This window comes from Sphingomonas lacunae, assembly GCF_012979535.1.
In the GTDB taxonomy this organism is placed as follows: domain Bacteria; phylum Pseudomonadota; class Alphaproteobacteria; order Sphingomonadales; family Sphingomonadaceae; genus Sphingopyxis; species Sphingopyxis lacunae.
Genome location: NZ_CP053015.1, coordinates 386,470 through 403,048, shown reverse-complemented (window position 1 = coordinate 403,048; position 16,579 = coordinate 386,470). Strand labels below are relative to the sequence as shown.

Annotated in this window: 13 protein-coding genes and 1 tRNA gene; 9 read left to right on the top strand and 5 right to left on the bottom strand. The window is 62.1% G+C overall.

Features of this window, described 5'->3' with window-relative positions:
* The first annotated feature begins 6 nt into the window (after positions 1-6).
* The 7 genes from GV829_RS01775 (at position 7) to GV829_RS01745 (ending at position 7,098) form a co-directional block, all read left to right on the top strand.
* Complete coding sequence (locus tag GV829_RS01775; RefSeq protein WP_169943541.1) at positions 7-1,113, top strand: Rieske 2Fe-2S domain-containing protein; 1,107 nt, start codon at positions 7-9, stop codon at positions 1,111-1,113.
* Entirely contained in the window at positions 1,076-2,638 is a 1,563-nt protein-coding gene (locus GV829_RS01770) for an amidase (RefSeq protein ID WP_246202962.1), read from the top strand. Before GV829_RS01775 ends, GV829_RS01770 begins: the two co-directional genes overlap by 38 nt.
* A 60-nt stretch (positions 2,639-2,698) precedes the next feature.
* On the top strand, positions 2,699-3,436 hold the full coding sequence (locus GV829_RS01765) for an SDR family NAD(P)-dependent oxidoreductase (RefSeq protein ID WP_246202960.1): 738 nt from the start codon (positions 2,699-2,701) through the stop codon (positions 3,434-3,436).
* Positions 3,429-4,697: a spinster family MFS transporter gene (locus GV829_RS01760; RefSeq protein WP_246202959.1), complete on the top strand. Its 1,269-nt coding sequence runs from the start codon at positions 3,429-3,431 to the stop codon at positions 4,695-4,697. The genes GV829_RS01765 and GV829_RS01760 overlap by 8 nt, the downstream gene beginning before the upstream one ends.
* A gap of 226 nt (positions 4,698-4,923) precedes the next feature.
* Complete coding sequence (locus GV829_RS01755) at positions 4,924-5,403, top strand: Lrp/AsnC family transcriptional regulator (RefSeq protein ID WP_169943539.1); 480 nt, start codon at positions 4,924-4,926, stop codon at positions 5,401-5,403.
* A complete protein-coding gene (locus tag GV829_RS01750) occupies positions 5,400-5,885 on the top strand; it encodes an Lrp/AsnC family transcriptional regulator (protein WP_169943538.1) in 486 nt (161 codons plus the stop codon). The genes GV829_RS01755 and GV829_RS01750 overlap by 4 nt, the downstream gene beginning before the upstream one ends.
* Before the next feature lie 133 nt (positions 5,886-6,018).
* On the top strand, positions 6,019-7,098 hold the full coding sequence (locus GV829_RS01745) for an aromatic ring-hydroxylating dioxygenase subunit alpha (protein WP_169943537.1): 1,080 nt from the start codon (positions 6,019-6,021) through the stop codon (positions 7,096-7,098).
* 111 nt (positions 7,099-7,209) lie between these two features.
* Here the strand turns inward: GV829_RS01745 and GV829_RS01740 are convergent, their stop codons facing one another.
* Positions 7,210-7,962: an SDR family NAD(P)-dependent oxidoreductase gene (locus GV829_RS01740; protein WP_169943536.1), complete on the bottom strand. Its 753-nt coding sequence runs from the start codon at positions 7,960-7,962 to the stop codon at positions 7,210-7,212.
* Positions 7,963-8,048: 86 nt separating this feature from the next.
* Here GV829_RS01740 and GV829_RS01735 point away from each other — a divergent pair, with 86 nt between their 5' ends.
* Positions 8,049-9,119 carry an alkene reductase gene (locus GV829_RS01735; protein ID WP_169943535.1) on the top strand — a complete coding sequence of 357 codons (1,071 nt, stop codon included), beginning with the start codon at positions 8,049-8,051 and terminating at the stop codon, positions 9,117-9,119.
* 60 nt (positions 9,120-9,179) lie between these two features.
* On the opposite strand, the gene GV829_RS01730 is transcribed toward GV829_RS01735, so the two are convergent.
* Complete coding sequence (locus GV829_RS01730; protein ID WP_246202958.1) at positions 9,180-10,301, bottom strand: aromatic ring-hydroxylating oxygenase subunit alpha; 1,122 nt, start codon at positions 10,299-10,301, stop codon at positions 9,180-9,182.
* A gap of 288 nt (positions 10,302-10,589) precedes the next feature.
* Here GV829_RS01730 and GV829_RS01725 point away from each other — a divergent pair, with 288 nt between their 5' ends.
* Positions 10,590-12,707 (top strand): oxidoreductase, encoded by a 2,118-nt coding sequence (locus GV829_RS01725; protein ID WP_169943534.1) that lies wholly within the window; start codon positions 10,590-10,592, stop codon positions 12,705-12,707.
* A 186-nt stretch (positions 12,708-12,893) separates the two neighbouring features.
* On the opposite strand, the gene GV829_RS01720 is transcribed toward GV829_RS01725, so the two are convergent.
* From GV829_RS01720 to GV829_RS01710, 3 genes are all read right to left on the bottom strand, one after another.
* Entirely contained in the window at positions 12,894-15,386 is a 2,493-nt protein-coding gene (locus GV829_RS01720; protein ID WP_246202956.1) for a TonB-dependent receptor, read from the bottom strand.
* Positions 15,387-15,777: 391 nt separating this feature from the next.
* Positions 15,778-15,853: transfer RNA gene (locus GV829_RS01715), tRNA-Thr, on the bottom strand.
* Positions 15,854-15,901: 48 nt separating this feature from the next.
* Positions 15,902-16,573, bottom strand: a complete 672-nt coding sequence (locus tag GV829_RS01710; protein ID WP_169943532.1) for a TetR/AcrR family transcriptional regulator — start codon at positions 16,571-16,573, stop codon at positions 15,902-15,904.
* Between the last annotated feature and the right edge of the window lie 6 nt (positions 16,574-16,579).

Sequence of the window (16,579 nt, the reverse complement as noted above, 5' to 3'; positions counted from 1 at the left end):
AATGACATGACTGACGCTGCAACCGACGCCCGCACTGCCCCAGTTGCGGTGTGGCAGGTGCTCGAAAAGATGACGAAGGAAGAGCGCGAGGCCTGGCGCGTGGCGGACATTGCCAATCGCCCTGACCCGGCGCAGCGCAACCTCGATATTGGTTTTCCCTTCGGCTGGTATCCGTTCATGCTCGCCAAGGATCTTGCGGTCGGTGAAGTGAAGCCGGCGCGTTATTTCGCCCGTGATCTGGCAGTGTGGCGCGGCGAGGACGGTCAGGTGCGGATGATCGATGCCTATTGCAAGCATCTGGGCGCGCACCTCGGTCATGGCGGCAAGGTGGCGGGCAATCTGATTGAATGCCCGTTCCATGCCTGGCGTTACGATGGCGAGGAAGGCGTGGTGAAGGAGATTCCCTATGCCAAGGCCATCCCGCCGCAGGTGAAGCGCAAGTGCACCCGCACCTGGCATATCCGCGAAGCCAATCAGTGGCTGTGGGTTTGGTATCACCCTGAGGATGCGGCGCCCATGTATGAGGTGGTCCATCTGCCCGAGGCCAGTGACCCGGAATGGACACCCTATGACATCGTCGAATGGAAAGTGTTCGGATCGCTCCAGAATATGGCGGAGAATGGCGTCGATTTCGCCCATTTCAAATATATCCATGGCACCGCCGAATTGCCAACGTCCGAGCTGACATGGGGCGAATGGGACCGTTGCGGTACCGTCCGGGCCAAGATGGGCACGCCCAAGGGGATGGTTGACGGTGCCATCACCAGCAACTCAATGGGACCTGGGCAGGCCTGGGTCCGCTTCACCGGCATTTGCGAGACATTGCTGGTCGCCTGCATCATCCCGGTCGAGCTGGACGAGTTGCAGGTCGTCTATTGCTACACCCAACCGCGCGAGCAGGCCGAGGGGCCAATGGCCGGGCTGGCCCGTGCGATCATCAAGGACGTCAACAAGCAGCTCGATCAGGACAAGGTGGTCTGGGACCGGATGCGGTACGAGCCCAACCCGATCATCTGTGATGGGGATGGACCGATCCCGCATTTCCGGAAATTTTACTCGCGCTTTTACGCGGCGGGTGACGGGGCTCCTGCATCGCAACGGGCCGCTGGTTGAGGTGGTGGCGAGCAGGCGCCAGGTGCTCATGGGCGCCACTGCGGCCTTTGCCGCGACTGTTGCCGGAGGAGCAAGGGCAATGAGCCAGACCGGAGATGAAGTGCTGTTGTCGACGCACGATGCGATGGGTCTGGCGGACCTTGTCCGGCGGCGCGAGGTGTCGGCGGGCGAGTTGCTCGACATGGCGATTGCGCGGACCGAACGGCTCAACCCGCGCTTCAACTTCATGGCGCAGCGGCTGGACGAGCGCGCACGCGCGGCGGTGGCCCGTGGGCTGCCAGACGGGCCATTCACCGGGGTGCCCTGGCTGCTCAAGGATCTGAACACGCATATTGCCGGTGAATTGAGTGAAGGTGGGAGCCGTTTCTATCGCGGCAACCGGGCCAGCGTGACGTCTGAACTTGTCCAGCGATACGAGCGGGCTGGCTTTGTCATCTTTGGGAAGACAACGACGCCCGAGTTCGGCCTGACAGGTACGACCGAGAACAAGCTCAACGGCGACACGCGCAATCCTTGGAATCCTGCCCATATTGCTGGTGGTTCTTCGGGCGGCGCGGCGGCTGCAGTGGCAGCTGGCGTGTTGCCAGCGGCCCATGCGACTGACGGTGGCGGATCAATCCGGCTGCCGGCGTCCTGCTGCGGTCTGTTCGGCCTCAAACCAAGCCGCGGGCGGATACCGATGGGCCCGCTGCGCACTGAGGGCTGGGGCGGTATGTCTTCCCACCACGCCGTTACCCGGTCGGTTCGGGATTCGGCGGCGATAATGGATGCGACCCATGGGGTCGAACCGGGGTCGCGCTATGGTGCACCAGCACCGGCTGAAGGATTCCTTGCGGCGACACAGAGCGATCCGCGCCCGTTGCGCATCGCCCTGATGCTGACGCCGCCTGCTGGCAGCCCGGTCGACCCGCAGTGCATCGAGGCCGCGCGCGAGACAGCGCGGTTGTGCGAGAGTCTGGGTCACCATGTCGAGGACGCTGCTCCTGTGCTGGATGCCGCTGCGCTGGGGCAGGCCAGTTTCGCCATCATGGCTCCGGGGATTGCCGCTGACATTGATGATCGGGCGGCTTCATTGGGCATAACGCCCGGTCCCGATGTTCTGGAGCCGATGACCCTGGCTTTCGCCGAATATGGTAGGCGTTTCAGCGCGATGGATATGGCCCGGGCAAATAATGTGTTTCAGGCGGCGGCGGTGACAGTGGCGCAGTTCATGGAGAGGTTCGATCTGATTCTCTCGCCAACACTCGCTTCGCCGCCTCTTGAACTGGGGCGGATCAACCTGACGCCGGATTGTGATTTTGCCGAATGGGGCCGGCGGACAGGCATGTTCACTCCCTTTACGCAAATGGCCAACTGGTCAGGGCAACCGTCTATGTCGGTGCCGCTGGCCATGTCTGCACAGGGTCTGCCGATCGGCAGCATGTTCACCGGTCGCTACGGCGACGAAGCAACGCTGTTTGCGCTGGCGGCGCAACTGGAACGGGCAGCGCCCTGGGCGGATCGGCAGCCACCGGAATTTGATTGAGGATGAATGTCCGGACACGGGCAGGGTTTGGAGAGAATGATGCGCGGCTTGAAAGGCAAAGTGGCAATTGTGGCGGGTGGAGCCCGGGGTATCGGCGCCGCCACGGCTCGGCGGTTGGCGGAAGAAGGTGCCCATGTCGTCGTTGGCGACTTGCTCATCGAACAGGCGCAGGAGGTTGCGGCTGACATTGTCGCCAAGGGCGGCAAGGCGATTGCGTTTGCGCTTGATGGGACGAAGGCTGCATCCCAAGCCGCGATCGTCAAGCTGGCGCTGGATACCTATGGCAAGCTCGACATTTATCACAGCAATCTGGCGGGTGGCACCGAGGGTGACATAGACGCGCTCAATTGCCCGGAAGAGGTGCTCGACCGCAGCTTTGCCATCAACACCAAGAGCCATTTCCTGGCGACGCAGGCGGCGCTGCCCGCCATGCTGGAGAATGGCGGTGGGGCGATGATCTACACCTCTTCGGGCGCCGCCGCTGCCGGCAATCCCTGGCAGGTTGCCTATCCGATGACCAAGAATGCGGTCCATGCGCTGGCGCGCCATGTGGCCCAAAAATGGGGCAAGAAGGGCATCAGGTCGAATGTTATCTGTCCGGGACTTGTCCTGACAGAGGCCGCGCAAATGCACTTGACCGATGAGTATCGCGAGCAGGGTCTCAAGGCCATTCCGCATACCCGCCTCGGCAAGTCAGAAGATATCGCAGCGGCTGTGACTTTCCTCGCCTCCGACGATGGCGAATGGGTCAATGGGCAGGTCTGGCACGTCAATGGCGGGACGATCAAACGTGACTGATGCCCAACCGGCGCAGCGCCTCAGCAATCCGTGGGTGGTTCTGTTCACCCTGTTGGTCGTGTCCATCTTCAACTTTGCCGACCGCTATCTGATCACGGGCCTGATTGGCGACATCAAGGCAGAGTTCAATGTCGATGATGGCTATATGGGCCTTTTGATCGGTCCCGCCTTTGTTGTTCTCTATGTGGTTGCGGGGGTGCCGATCGCCCGGCTGGCCGACAAGTCATCGCGCGTAAAGATCATCGCCGCAGGCTGCGTCATGTGGAGCGCTTGCACTTTGGCGACCGGTTTTGCGACCGGGCCGGTCACACTCGCGCTGGCTCGTGTTGGTGTCGGCATCGGGGAAGCCGCCTTTGCCGCGCCAGCCTATTCCTTGCTGGCCGATTATTTCCGCCCTGAACGGCGGGGCATGGCCTACGCCATTCTGGGCCTTGCAACCTATTTCGGCCAAATTGCGGGTCAAGCCGGCGGCCCTGCTTTGGGTGCCGCCTTTGGCTGGCATGCGGCCTTTTGGATAATGGGTGCGCCAGGCATATTGCTCGGACTGCTCGTCGTCATGCTGATCCGCGAACCCCAGCGCGCGACCTCCGGGCCTTCGGCTGTCGTGCAGATACCCTTCATGACCATTGTCCAACGGTTGAAGGCGACACCGGCCTATCTGTTGATGATGGGATCCATGGGCATGGGCACCTTGTCCGGCGTTGCATTCGGTTTCTGGGGCCCCGAACTGTTCTCGCGTGTTTATGCGATGGATCCCGTACAGGCCAAATCCGCCTTCGCGATCAGCTTTGGCTTGTCCGGCATGGCGGGCATGCTGTGTTTCGGTTTCCTCGCGGATCGATTGTCGCAGCGTGACAAGGTGTGGCCTTTGCGCTTGTCCGGTATCGCCTTGGCATGTGCCACGACCATGATCCTGTTCGCCACTTGGTCGGACAGTTTCCGCATCGCCTTGCTGTTCGCTGTCCCTGCCGGTTTGCTGGGCGGCGGCTGGTCGGTCGGATTTATGGCGATGCTGCAGTATCTCTTGCCGGTTCAGTTCAGGGCAAGCGCGACCGCCCTGTTCCTCGCTGTTACCACTCTCCTTGGATTTTTCCTTGGGCCTTGGCTAGCCGGGGAAATAAGCTCCCAGCTCGGCAATGGCGGTGATGCCCTGCGCATTGGCTTGTCCTGCATCATGCCGGTCGGCTTTCTGGGCGGCTGGTTGGCCTTGCTGGCTTCGAGGCGGATTGAAAGGGACCGTCTGGCTCTGGCGGATGAATGAAGAAAATCGCATGATTTTTTGGCTTTAGCATGCGCTTGGGTGCGCAAAGGCCAGATGAATTGCCTAATCAAGCGCGATATGCGAATTCTGTTCCGTCCCGATCTGGCGGGCATGGCTTGACCGTCTGCGGTTATTTCGACCAAGGCGAGGCGAGTCCTGCCGCGTTGAGGCTGCCTGTAGCGGCTTCAAAGTCTGGTAAAAGGGCAATGAGGGGCAAGACGCCAGCATGAGTGACGATTTTACCGTTGACGAGATTGACCGCGCCATCGTGGCCGAGTTGCGCAAAAATGGGAGGGCGACCAACCAGCAGATTGCCAATCAGTTGGGCCTTACGGCAGCGACCGTCTCGACCCGTATCCGGCGTATGGAAGATGCCGACAAGCTTCGTGTTGTTGCTGTCTCCGACTTCTCGGCGCACGGATACAATGTGCTGATGGAACTCGCGATCGAGGTTGACGGTCGGCCCGCATCAAAGGTCGCGGCGGAACTGGCCGAATTTCCGGAATGTTTTGCCGCCCATCTGGTGACCGGCCGTTATGACATCGACCTGTTGGTGGTATTGCGCGATTTCAGCGAACTGCCCGACCTGATCCTCGACAAATTTTCCAAGGTGAAGGGTGTCCGATCCATGACCCCCGGCATAGTCGTCGATGTGGTGAAATATCAATTTGACGTGGCGCCGATTGACTCCAGGGGGATCGCATGAGCGCACCGGTACTGGATGACCTCGACCGTCAGTTGATCGAGATATTGGCACGTGACGCCCGCGTATCCAATCGCAAGATTGCTGTGGACCTGGGGGTAACCGAAGGTACAGTCCGCGGTCGCATCAAGCGGCTTCAGCAGGATCGCCTGATTTCCTTTACCGCGATCACAGACTTCGGGCTTGCCGATGACTCGCGCCTGGCCTTCATCGGTGTTCAGGCCGATGTTGACAATGTCCGCGAAATAGCTCGCCAGATCGGGGAACTGCCGACCGTCAATGCCGTGATGGTCATCATGGGACGGTTCAATATCCTGGCCTTTTGCCTGTTCAGCAGTCTTGACGGGTTGCTGGAGATTGCGTCCGAACAGATATTGGCGATCCCCGGCGTGCATCACGTCGAAACCTCGATCGCGGTCAAGACGATCAAATATAATGCCAGAGTCGTGCGGATTACCGAGACGGACCTCGTTGAAGACGATTGATTGCGTAGCTTGATTTTTGCTTGGTTACGCAACATCATCTGAAATATGGATTTGGATGCCGTATTTCGCAAACATCTTGCGTTAAGCCTACGCTATTGCTAGTCCTTGACTCGACCAATGAAGGGGAGAGTCAATGGCGACGACAGCAGACTATGGGCTAGGCGAATTCACCTATCCGCGCGGCTGGTTCATGATCGGCCAGTCCGCCGACGCGACGCGCACGCCCGTGGGCGTCCGTTATTTCGGCGAAGACATGGTGCTGTATCGCGGTGACAGCGGCCGGGTGTTCCTGATGGAAGCCTATTGCCCGCACATGGGCACCCATCTCGCCAACAATACGACATCCTATGTCATAAAGGATGGCACCCATGTTGAGGGCGACAATATTCGTTGCCCCTATCATGGCTGGCGCTTCGGGCCGGATGGCCGTTGCAACCAGATCCCCTATTCGCCAGTGGCGCCGCCCAAGGCGGCGGCGATCAAGTCTTGGCCGGTGACCGAGCGTGCGGGCTGCCTGTGGATCTGGTATGACCCCGAAGGGCAGGAAGCCGATTATGACCTTCCTCCGTTTGAACAGTGGGACACGCCGCACTGGGTGAACTGGAACATCCGTATGCTCGGCGAGTTGGCCTGCCATCCGCAAGAAGTGGTCGACAATATGTGCGACAAGGCGCACCTCGAACCGGTCCATGGTTCGATCGACATGGTCCATTTCCACAATGAGTTCGACAACCATGTCTGCCGCCAGGTGTTGGCCGCCGGGCACAAGACGCTTGCTGCTGAAGGCGGCGCGGTGATGACCAACGATACCTGGTACACCGGTCCGGGCATTCTCCAGTCGGTGATGGTTGGTGAAAATCCCTCCCACATGCTGATCGCGCACACGCCGATCGACGATGGCGTGGTCAAGGTGTGGTATGGCCTGTTCGTCAAGGTGGCCAACGCCACTCCTGACGAGACCGATATTGCCACCGCGCGCGCCTATGAAGACGCAGGTGTTGATGCTTTTGCCCAGGACTTTGAGATCTGGTCGAACAAGCGGCCGTGCATCAACCCGATGATGGTGCGCGGCGACGGGCCGTTCGACAAGGTCCGTATCTGGTACCGGCAATTCTATAACCCCCGGTCCGAGGCAGCGAGCTATCAGACTCGAGTCAATGGCAGCTATGTGACCCGCGGGACAAAGGAATCGCCTTGGGATTCCGCCGCTTGATTGCCTGATCCGGTCCCGCCCCCATCTCTCCGGGGCGTCAATCCGGCAGGCCAGAAGGGCGCAACGGCGATCGCCGCTGCGCCCTTCCTTTTGCCTTGGGTCCAGCCCGCCTCAGGTCGCGGTGGCGCCGCCGTCGACGACCAGCGGATGGCCGGTGACAAAGCTCGCCTGATCCGAACAGAGCCACAGCACGGCAGCCGCAATTTCCTCGGCCTGTCCCATGCGGCCCATCGGCGTCATGCTGTCGAGCAGCTTGCGCATCTCCGGGTTGGCGGCAAGCGGCGCTGTCATCGGCGTTTCGATAACACCGGGACATACCGCATTGACCCGCACGCCTGCCTTGGCCCAGCGCAGCGCGCCGTGGCGGGTCAGACCGATCACGCCATGTTTGGTCGCGGTGTAGCCGGGCTGTGCGCCATTGCCGACGAGGCCGTTGATCGAAGAGGTGTTGACGATGGCGCCCTTGCCCTGGGCGATCATCACCTCAGCCTCGGCGCGCATGCAATACATAACCCCGCTGAGGTTGACCGACAGGCTGAGATCCCAGACATCGTCCTGATACTCATCCTTGCCCATATTGTTGATGCCAGCATTGTTGTGGGCGAAATCGAGCCGGCCAAAGTCGGCAACCGCCGCCTGCACCAGCGCGGTGACGGCGGCGCTGTCGGCAACATTGCAGGGATGGGCACTAGCCCGGCCACCGGCGGCGGCAATCAGTGCGACGGTTTCCTCACAGCCGGCGGCGTTGACGTCCGAGACGACCACTGAGGCGCCCGAGGCGGCAAAGGCAAGGGCCGTGGCGCGGCCGATTCCGCCACCTGCGCCGGTTACCAGCGCCACCTTGCCGTCAAAGTCGTATTTCATCGCCACCTCTCCTTGAATTGCGTAAAAAATACCATAGAAGATAACGCAAATGCCGGTCAACCGGCGTTCCGAAAAAGGAAACTCGAATGACGGCCAGCCTTTTCTCTCCTGTGTCCCTTGGCGGGCTGGCCTTGTCAAACCGCATCATCATGGCGCCGATGACGCGCGACCGCGCCGGGCCCGGCGATGTGCCGACGCCGCTGATGGTCGAATATTACCGTCAGCGGGCGAGCGCCGGGCTGATCATCAGCGAAGGCGTGCAGCCGTCGCCCGAGGGCAAGGGCTACTGGCGCACGCCGGGCATTCACAGCCCCGAACAGATTGCCGGCTGGCGGCAGGTGAGCGACGCGGTGCACGCATGTGGCGGAAAAATCGTCATGCAGCTGATGCACTGCGGCCGGGTGGTGGTGGCCGCCAATCGCGGATTTGAGGCGCGGGTGATCGCCCCCTCTGCTATTGCCTGTCCGACGCCGGTGCCGGGCCCCGATGGTGTTCCGGTGGACACCGCGCAGCCCGAGGCGATTGGCGCGAGCGACATCCCTGCGCTGATCGAGGACTATGCCACCGCCGCCCGCAACGCCATTGCGGCGGGCATGGACGGGGTCGAGCTGCACTGCGCCAGCGGTTACCTGATCAATCAGTTCCTCAACCCGGCGAGCAATGCGCGGGAGGATGAATGGGGCGGCAGCGCGCAAAACCGCATCCGCTTCCCCGTCGCGGTGCTGCGCGCACTGGCCGAAGCGATAGGCGGCGAGCGGGTGGGTTTCCGTATCTCCCCCGGCAATCCCTATAATGGCATGGACCCGGCCGAACCGGAGGCGACCTTTGGCCCCTTTGTGAAGGCGGCGGACGGGATCGGCCTCGCCTATTGCCATGTCGTGGACATGGGCCTGGCCGATCTCGATACGCTCGCCATGCTGCGCGCCAACTGGTCGGGGCCGATCATCGCCAACAACAACCTCAAGGCTGAGAGCGGTGCCGCGCTGATCGACGCGGGGAAAGCCGAGGCGGTCAGTTTTGGCCGCGCATTCATCGCCAACCCCGACCTGGTAGAGCGCATCGCGGCAGGAGCGCCGCTGGCGCGGGTGGACTTTGCCCATGTCTATACCGGTGAGGAAAAGGGCTACACCGACTATCCGGCGATGGATGCTGCCTGATCCACTTTTGCTTTTTGCCGCCTCGGCGCCCGACGCATGCCGGGTCGCCAAGGGGATGAGTTACCCCACCGCCGTCAGTTTCGGCTGTTCGCCGTCGCTGGCGCTGTCGGCATAATAGCGGCTGTACCAGCGGCGGAACTGGGGGATGGGACCATCGCCTTCGCAGATGATCGGATTGCGTTCAAAGCGCATCCGGTCCCAGATCACCTTGTCCTGATCGAGCTGTTTGCAAATGTCGCGGATCAGCGCCTTGGCGAGGCCGGCACCGGGTCCTTCGGCCTGGGCACGTGGCTGGGTGAAGCAATAGCGGACGCGCAGCACATCCTCCGAAACCGGCGTCAGGCTGGCGACGAGGAGGGTTTCCGAGATGCCGGAAAAGCGCGTCCAGCTTTGCCCCGGGCCCATGGTGTCATAGCTGATAAGGCCATCGACCATGCCGTTGGGCGTGCCCATCTGGGCCTTCACATCGGCTCCGCGGCCCCAATCGCCCCAGCGCAATTCGGCCTCGGGGACATTGGCGGTGCCGTGGATATATTTGAAATGGGCAACGTCGACGCCATTTTCGGCCATGTTCTGGATGCTGCCATAGACCAGCCATTCGTGCATTTCATACGGCGTCCAGTCGGGATTGCCGACCTCGTCATGGACGACGACATCCCACATCGGGCCGACGGCGGGGTCGGGGTGATACCATGTCCAGATCCAGCCATTGGCCTCTGTCACTGCCCATGTGCGCATGCATTTGCGCTTCACCTGCGGCGGGATCGACTTCGCATAGGGGATGTCCCTGACCACACCTTCCTCGCCGTCATAGCGCCAGGCGTGGAACGGGCATTCGAGCAGATTGCCATGCACCTTGCCGCCATGGCCCATGTGCGCGCCGAGATGCTTGCACCAGGCGTCCATGATGCGGACCTGGCCATCCTCGCCGCGCCAGATGGCGAGATCTTTGTCGAAATAGCGTAGCGGTTTGGCCTCGCCGACGGCAACGAAATCAGCCAGCTCAATGGCATACCAGCCAAAGGGGAAGCCGATGTCGAGCCCACGTTCGGCAATCGAGGGGCGGTCATCAAGCGGGGCAACGCGCCAGTCGACCAATTCCTGTCCGCGCAGTTTCTCAAGGATCTGCCAGACGGCGACAGGAGGTGTGCGAGCGTCATTGGCGGTGGTGGCGGTCATCATCTCTCTCCGGCTTTTGGGATGCGCCCTTCTCACCCGCCCGAGCCGGCACAACATTGACCGGAGTCAAATTTCGACCGACATATGCGTAAATATAGCGATATAATATAACGCATATTGCGATAACAACGGGTTGCAACCGTCGTCATGCGAACAATAGCCGGCTAAAGTGTGACGATTCATGTTGACCGCCAAGATGCGCTTGCCCATGGTGCCCGGCATAGCGAAAAGCGGAGAGAAGCGCATGTCACAGGCAGGTCCCGGCCATGTCCACGCGGGGAGTGGGTGCTGATGGCGGCCCGGTTTGACCATTTGTTGTCGGCGGGCCGGATAGGATCGCTCGACATTCGCAACCGCATCCTCGTCACCGCGATGGGCGTCAGCCTGTCGGAGGCGGACGGGCATGTTGGCGAGCGGCTGATCGCCTATCATGAGGAACAGGCCAAGGGCGGTGCCGGGCTGATCATCTCTGGCGTGTCGGGCGTGGCCTGGCCGACGGGGGCTGTGCAGCCCAACCAGACAGCAATTTCGGACGACCGCTTCTTGCCCGGCCTGACGGCGTTGACCCAGCGGGTGCATGCGCATGGCGCCAAGATTGCCGCGCAACTGCATCATGGCGGCCTCGTTGCGGGCTATTCGTCGGACGCTTTTGACGAGGAGTTGTGGGTGCCTTGCTACCCGCAGCCGATGCAAGGGGACTTTGCCAGCTATTTCCTGCCCGAGGAATTGGCCGGGATGGCCGGGCGCAAGATGCCCAAGCTCAAGGTGCTCGACGAAAGCGACATCGCGCTGGTCGTCGGACAGTTCGGCGCGGCAGCGGGCCGGGCCAAGCGTGCGGGCTTTGACGCGATCGAGATCCACAGCGGGCATGGATACCTGTTGTCCTCCTTCATCTCGCCGAAGACCAACACGCGGACCGACCGTTATGGCGGGTCGCTGGAGAACCGGCTGCGCATCCTGTTGGAGGTGATTGCCGCTGTGCGCGCCGAGGTCGGTCCGGACTTCCCGGTCTGGTGCAAGCTCGACTCACGCGAAGAAGGCAAGGAGGGCGGCATCAGCCTTGAGGACTGCATCGCCGCGGCGAAGATGGTCGAGGCTGCCGGTGTTCAGGCGATAACAGTGACGGCCTATCATGATGTCGGGCAGGGCAAGCTGCATTCGGCGTCGAACATCCCGCACGACCCCGAGGCGAATATTCCGGCGGCGGCAGCGGTAAAGGCGGCGGTGACGTTGCCGGTCATTGCCTCTGGCCGGGTCGAGGCGGAAGCCGCCGACCGGCACATTGCGGCAGGCCAATATGACTTCCTCGCCATGGGGCGCAAATTGCTCGCCGACCCGGCGCTGCCCGCCAAGCTGGCGTCGGGCAAGGCGGACGAGGTTCGCCCCTGCATCTATTGCTACACTTGCGTCAGCACCGCTTATGTCCGCGAACCGCTGCGCTGCGCGGTCAACCCGGCGACGGGGTTTGAGTGCGAGGGCAAGGCGCTGGCCGGGGGCAAACGCTATGCCGTGATCGGTGGCGGGCCGGGTGGCATGGAGGCGGCCTGTCGGCTGGCCGAAGCGGGCAATCAGGTGACGCTGATCGAGAAAGGGCGGCGGCTGGGCGGCACTCTGCGCTTTGCCAGCCTTGCCTATCCCGCCAATGAGCGCCTGCTCGACTGGCTGATTGACCGGACCGGGCGTGCGGGTGTGACGGTGCGCCTCGATACCGAGGCAACGCCTGATCTGCTGCGCTCGCTGAACGTCGATGCGGTGGTGGTGGCGACGGGCGCACGGCGGGACATGCCGGAACTGAACGGCGGCGATCTGCCCCATGTCCTGAGCGGTGATGACATGCGCCGGCTGATGCTGGGCGAAAGCTCTGACGAATTGAAGCGCAAGACGGGGTTATTCACTCGGTTGGCGACCAAGGTAGGCGCGGCGACGGGCGCGACCGCCAACCTCGATCTGGTGCGCGCCGCGACCAGGGCGTGGATGCCGCTGGGTCAGAATATCGTCATCATCGGCGGCGAACTGGTCGGCATCGAGCTGGCGGAATTCCTCCACGAGCGCGGCCGCCATGTGACGGTGATCGAGCCGGGGCCGGGCCTCGGCAAGGGGCTGCTGCTCGTGCGCCGGATGCGCATCCTCGCCGAACTGAAAGAGCATGGCGTGCCGATGCATGCGGGGGTGAGCGACATCGCGATCAGCGACAAGGTGGTCAGCTGGACCAACCGCGCAGGCGAGGCGGCAACTGCTGCTGCGGATCATGTCATCGTGGCGATGGGCGCGGTGGGTGACACGGAATTGGCCGATAGCCTCAAGGCCGATGGCTTCCGGGTCGAGACGGTCGGCGACTGTACCGGTGTGACCTATATCGAGGGCGCCATTCGCGGCGGCGCCGAGGCGGCGGAGCGTCTCGCAGGCTGAGCCTGCTGCCCTTTCCGGGGCTCATTTTCCAGTCTGGCCCGAAAAGGCGAGCAGCGGCCGGTTCCTGATGGGACGGGCGGGTGTCCGCCTCGCTGTTCGTGCGGCCACCTGCGGCGCGGTGCAAAAGGAAGGGGCGGCTTGCAAGTCCTGCAAGCCGCCCCTGTTGATGTTAGCGATTGATCAGACTCAGAAGGTGATACCGAGCGTAATGCCATAGGTCCGCGGATCAGCATAATAGCCGCCGGCATAGCCGAGCTGACCAAAGTCGATGCCGCGGACAAAGTCATGCGAGTTGGTCAAGTTCTTGCCCCACAGGCGGACTTCGCCTTCCGCGCCACCCGACAGCGGGATGCGATCAATGGTGATCTGGGCGTCAATCAGATTCCGGTTATCGCCCTTCAGCAGCTCATTGAACGGTGTCGAGATGGTGTTGGAGAAGCTGTATTTGCCGTCTTCATAAGTGTAGCCGATGCGGGCCGTCAGGCGGGCATCGCCCCAGTTGAGCGGGACGTTGGCATTCAGCGCGACATTGGCGGTGAACGGCGAGGTGTAGCCCGGCGTGATCACCGACGCGATGTTGACCGGCGGAGCCCCGGCAGTCGTCGACTGACCGGCAAGGAACTCCTTATATTCGATATCGACATAACCAAGCGTGCCGTCGATCGAGAAGTTGGGCGACAGGACAGCCTGCGCTTCGACTTCAAAGCCGGTGTAGGTCACCTTGCCGGCGTTACCGACACGGCTGGCGAAGGTGCCGGCCGGTGCGTTGGTCAGCGGGATGTTGACCGCGAGATCGGTATATTCGTTGTAATAGCCTGCGACATTAAGCCGCAGACGACGGTCAAACAGTTCGGTTTTCAGGCCAACTTCGTAGGAAATGACGCTTTCCTCGTCAAAGTTGGGAATGATTGCCGTGCCGGTGATGACCGGGTCCTGGGCATTGAAGCCACCCGAACGATAGCCGGTGGCAACACGTGCGTAGCTGGTGATGCCGTCCGCGATGTCATAGCCCAGCATCAGGTTCCAGGTGAACTTGCTGAAGTCAGCCGAACCCGTTTCCGGTGTGACAAGCGCTGTCGCACCGTTCTGGGTGCGGACCATGCTCTTGCTGTCCCAGCTGTAACGGCCACCGGCCGTCAAGCGCAGGCCGCTGTCACGACCACCCGGATAGAAGGTGACCTGGCTGTAGAGAGCGGTCGATTCCGCTTCGGCTGAATAGCGCAGTGTGGCAAGCGTCTGCACCAGGCGATAGCGCGCCGGGTTGGCGGCGACGAACGACGGGCCAAGCGGACCGAAGTTGCCGAGGAAGATATTGTTGGTGTCGAGAACGAAGCCGCTGTTCTGCGGATTGACCTCGGAACCCTTCTCCCAGAAGTAGAACCCGCCGACGACCCAGTCGAGATTGTCGGTGTCACCGGAAAATTCGATTTCCTGGCTGAACTGGCGGTGGCGACGCTGGTTGTTGGTATCAAACAGGTTTTGCGACACGGTCGGCACCGGCGCGGCCGCGATGAGCGGACGGGCAGCGGCCGGGATAGTCGGGATGAACTGGAGCAGGCTGGCCGGCATGCCGTTGAACAGCGACGCCTGGCTGAAGGCCGGGCCAGTGAAGCGGCCAATGCCGTCCAGGTCCGAATTGCTTTCATTGCGCCAATGGCGATACCCGGTCGTCAGCTTGACGGAAAAGGCATCGAAGTCATTTTCGATCTGGAGGTTGTGGCCCCAGGTCTTGTCAGACGAGAAGCCGAGGATGTCGTTGCAGACCGTTTCGCGATAAACGCGGGTCGGGGCGGCAAGGGCGGCGCAGGCCGGATTGGCGAAGGCAACACCTGCCAGATATTGCTGGACCGGCGCCTGCTGGGTGACGACGAGCGACTGTCCGTCAACCACCGCCGGCGGACGAACAGTGCCGTTGGCAACATTGGTGAGCTGGAACGCATTCGGTGAGGATTCCAGAAGCGTCCAGTCGAAGATATACTGGATGCTGCCCGAACTGCCGATTGGCGCACGGGCGGCGATGCGGAAGGAATCGGTGTTGCGGGCGCCGGGATCGCGGCTGTCGGACGGTTGGTTGATATTGTCGACGATGCCGTTGCGCTGGCGATGCGAGAAGGAGAAGCTTGTCGAAATGCCGGCGAACTCACCCGGGTCGAGCGTGACGCGGGCGTTCCAAGCGCCGAAATTGCCATAGCCGACCTGGCCACGCAGGCGGAAATCGCTCGACGGGGCGCGGCTGATGAAGGCGATGGCGCCGCCGGTCGTGTTGCGGCCGAACAACGTACCCTGCGGACCACGCAGGACTTCAACACGCTCGATGTCCATGACATCGAGGCCACTGGCACCCGAACGGCCGATGTAGACGCCGTCGATGTACAGGCCGTTCGACGTGTCGAGGCCAAAGGTTTCCGACGCGGGCGTCGGAATGCCGCGGATGGAGATGACAGCGGCGGCGCCGCTGGTCGTGCCTTGGGTAATGGTGACGTTGGGAGCGAGGCCGCTGAGGTCGCGGGCATCGTTGACGCCCAGTCGATCGACCTTGTCGGCGCTGATAGCGCTGATCGCGAGCGGCACATCCTGGAGATTCTGTTCGCGCTTTTGCGCGGTGACGACAATGTCTTCCAGGCCGCTGTCATTGGCGGCATCGGCTTCCTGCGCCGCGGCCGGGGCCGCGAGCGCCATGAGGCTCGAACCCAACAGCAAGGTGACGACGGAATGTGAGCGATTGATTCGTTGCATAGGAACTCCCCCCTGAAGGTTGGCAGCTTATCGCGCTGATTAAGGCTAGAATGCATAAATGCGTAGCAAAGGTCAATTGGAAATACGCATATGAGGGTAAAACGGCGTGTGTTCCGACTATGTCGCCCGGATGACCAGCGGATTGGTGCGCAAAACCGGACCTTCTGGCATGGCGATAGTGAATGCCGGTGGGCCCAGTCTTGTCGTCGGTCCGGGGTTGCGCAGGGCCCGGTCCGTGACAAAGGGACGTGTCACCCCATTTTGCCACTCGCGCCGCGAGTCCCGCGGACCAGTGCAACAAAGGGTCGCTGAGTGAGAGGGTTTCGATGGGGGATGGTGCCGCTTACAGGACTCGAACCTGTGACCCCCGCATTACGAATGCGATGCTCTACCAACTGAGCTAAAGCGGCGATGGCCGGGCCTGTATCAGCGTCGGCTGGGCAACACAAGCGCCCGTTTCATGCGGTTGCTTTGCATTCCGGTTGGTCAATCATGGCCGCGAGGGTCAGGGCAATCTGGTCGAGTGTGGCGTCCGCGCTCCACATCGGGTGATGGCGGCTCTGGTCGGCCAACTCGGTTTCGCGGGCGGCGAGGATGGCGCCTATCGCGGCGCCCATAAACAGCAGGCGCTGGTTCATCGTGCGTGGCGGGATGCCGGGGAGCAGGCGACGACAATGGTCGAGGCAACGCTGGTAACCGCGATTCCAGCGCCCGCGCACCGCATCCTCGAACAGGGCGCGATTGACCAGCTGGACCCCAGCCAAAAAGCGGTTGTACCATTCCCTTCCAGTCGGCGGGTCATGGTCCAGCGAGGTGCGGACAAGGCCGTTCATCACCTCTTCGATACTGCGCGGGCCACCGGCTGCTTCTGCGGCATCAAGCCAGGCGTTGCGAGCGGCGTCGATCCGTGCCGCGCCATCGACAATCAGCTCGCGGATCAGCGCTTCCTTGCTGCCAAAATGATAGGTGACGGCGGCATGGTTTTTCTGTCCGGCCGCTTCGGCAATCTGGCGTACCGTGACCGCATTGATGCCCGATTGCGCGAACAGTCGCAGCGCGACGGCCTTCATCGCTTCGGCAGCGGCGGACCGCGTCTGACCGGAGTCGGCAGGGGCAGCAAGCAGAACCATGACGCA

What these genes read in the sequence shown, in the direction of transcription:
- GV829_RS01740 (WP_169943536.1), bottom strand. Translation starts at nt 7,962, where the DNA reads ATGAAATACGACTTTGACGGCAAGGTGGCGCTGGTAACCGGCGCAGGT.
- GV829_RS01750 (WP_169943538.1), top strand. Translation starts at nt 5,400, where the DNA reads ATGAGCGCACCGGTACTGGATGACCTCGACCGTCAGTTGATCGAGATA.
- GV829_RS01725 (WP_169943534.1), top strand. Translation starts at nt 10,590, where the DNA reads ATGGCGGCCCGGTTTGACCATTTGTTGTCGGCGGGCCGGATAGGATCG.
- GV829_RS01735 (WP_169943535.1), top strand. Translation starts at nt 8,049, where the DNA reads ATGACGGCCAGCCTTTTCTCTCCTGTGTCCCTTGGCGGGCTGGCCTTG.
- GV829_RS01710 (WP_169943532.1), bottom strand. Translation starts at nt 16,573, where the DNA reads ATGGTTCTGCTTGCTGCCCCTGCCGACTCCGGTCAGACGCGGTCCGCC.
- GV829_RS01730 (WP_246202958.1), bottom strand. Translation starts at nt 10,301, where the DNA reads ATGATGACCGCCACCACCGCCAATGACGCTCGCACACCTCCTGTCGCC.
- GV829_RS01745 (WP_169943537.1), top strand. Translation starts at nt 6,019, where the DNA reads ATGGCGACGACAGCAGACTATGGGCTAGGCGAATTCACCTATCCGCGC.
- GV829_RS01775 (WP_169943541.1), top strand. Translation starts at nt 7, where the DNA reads ATGACTGACGCTGCAACCGACGCCCGCACTGCCCCAGTTGCGGTGTGG.
- GV829_RS01755 (WP_169943539.1), top strand. Translation starts at nt 4,924, where the DNA reads ATGAGTGACGATTTTACCGTTGACGAGATTGACCGCGCCATCGTGGCC.
- GV829_RS01720 (WP_246202956.1), bottom strand. Translation starts at nt 15,386, where the DNA reads ATGGCGCTCGCGGCCCCGGCCGCGGCGCAGGAAGCCGATGCCGCCAAT.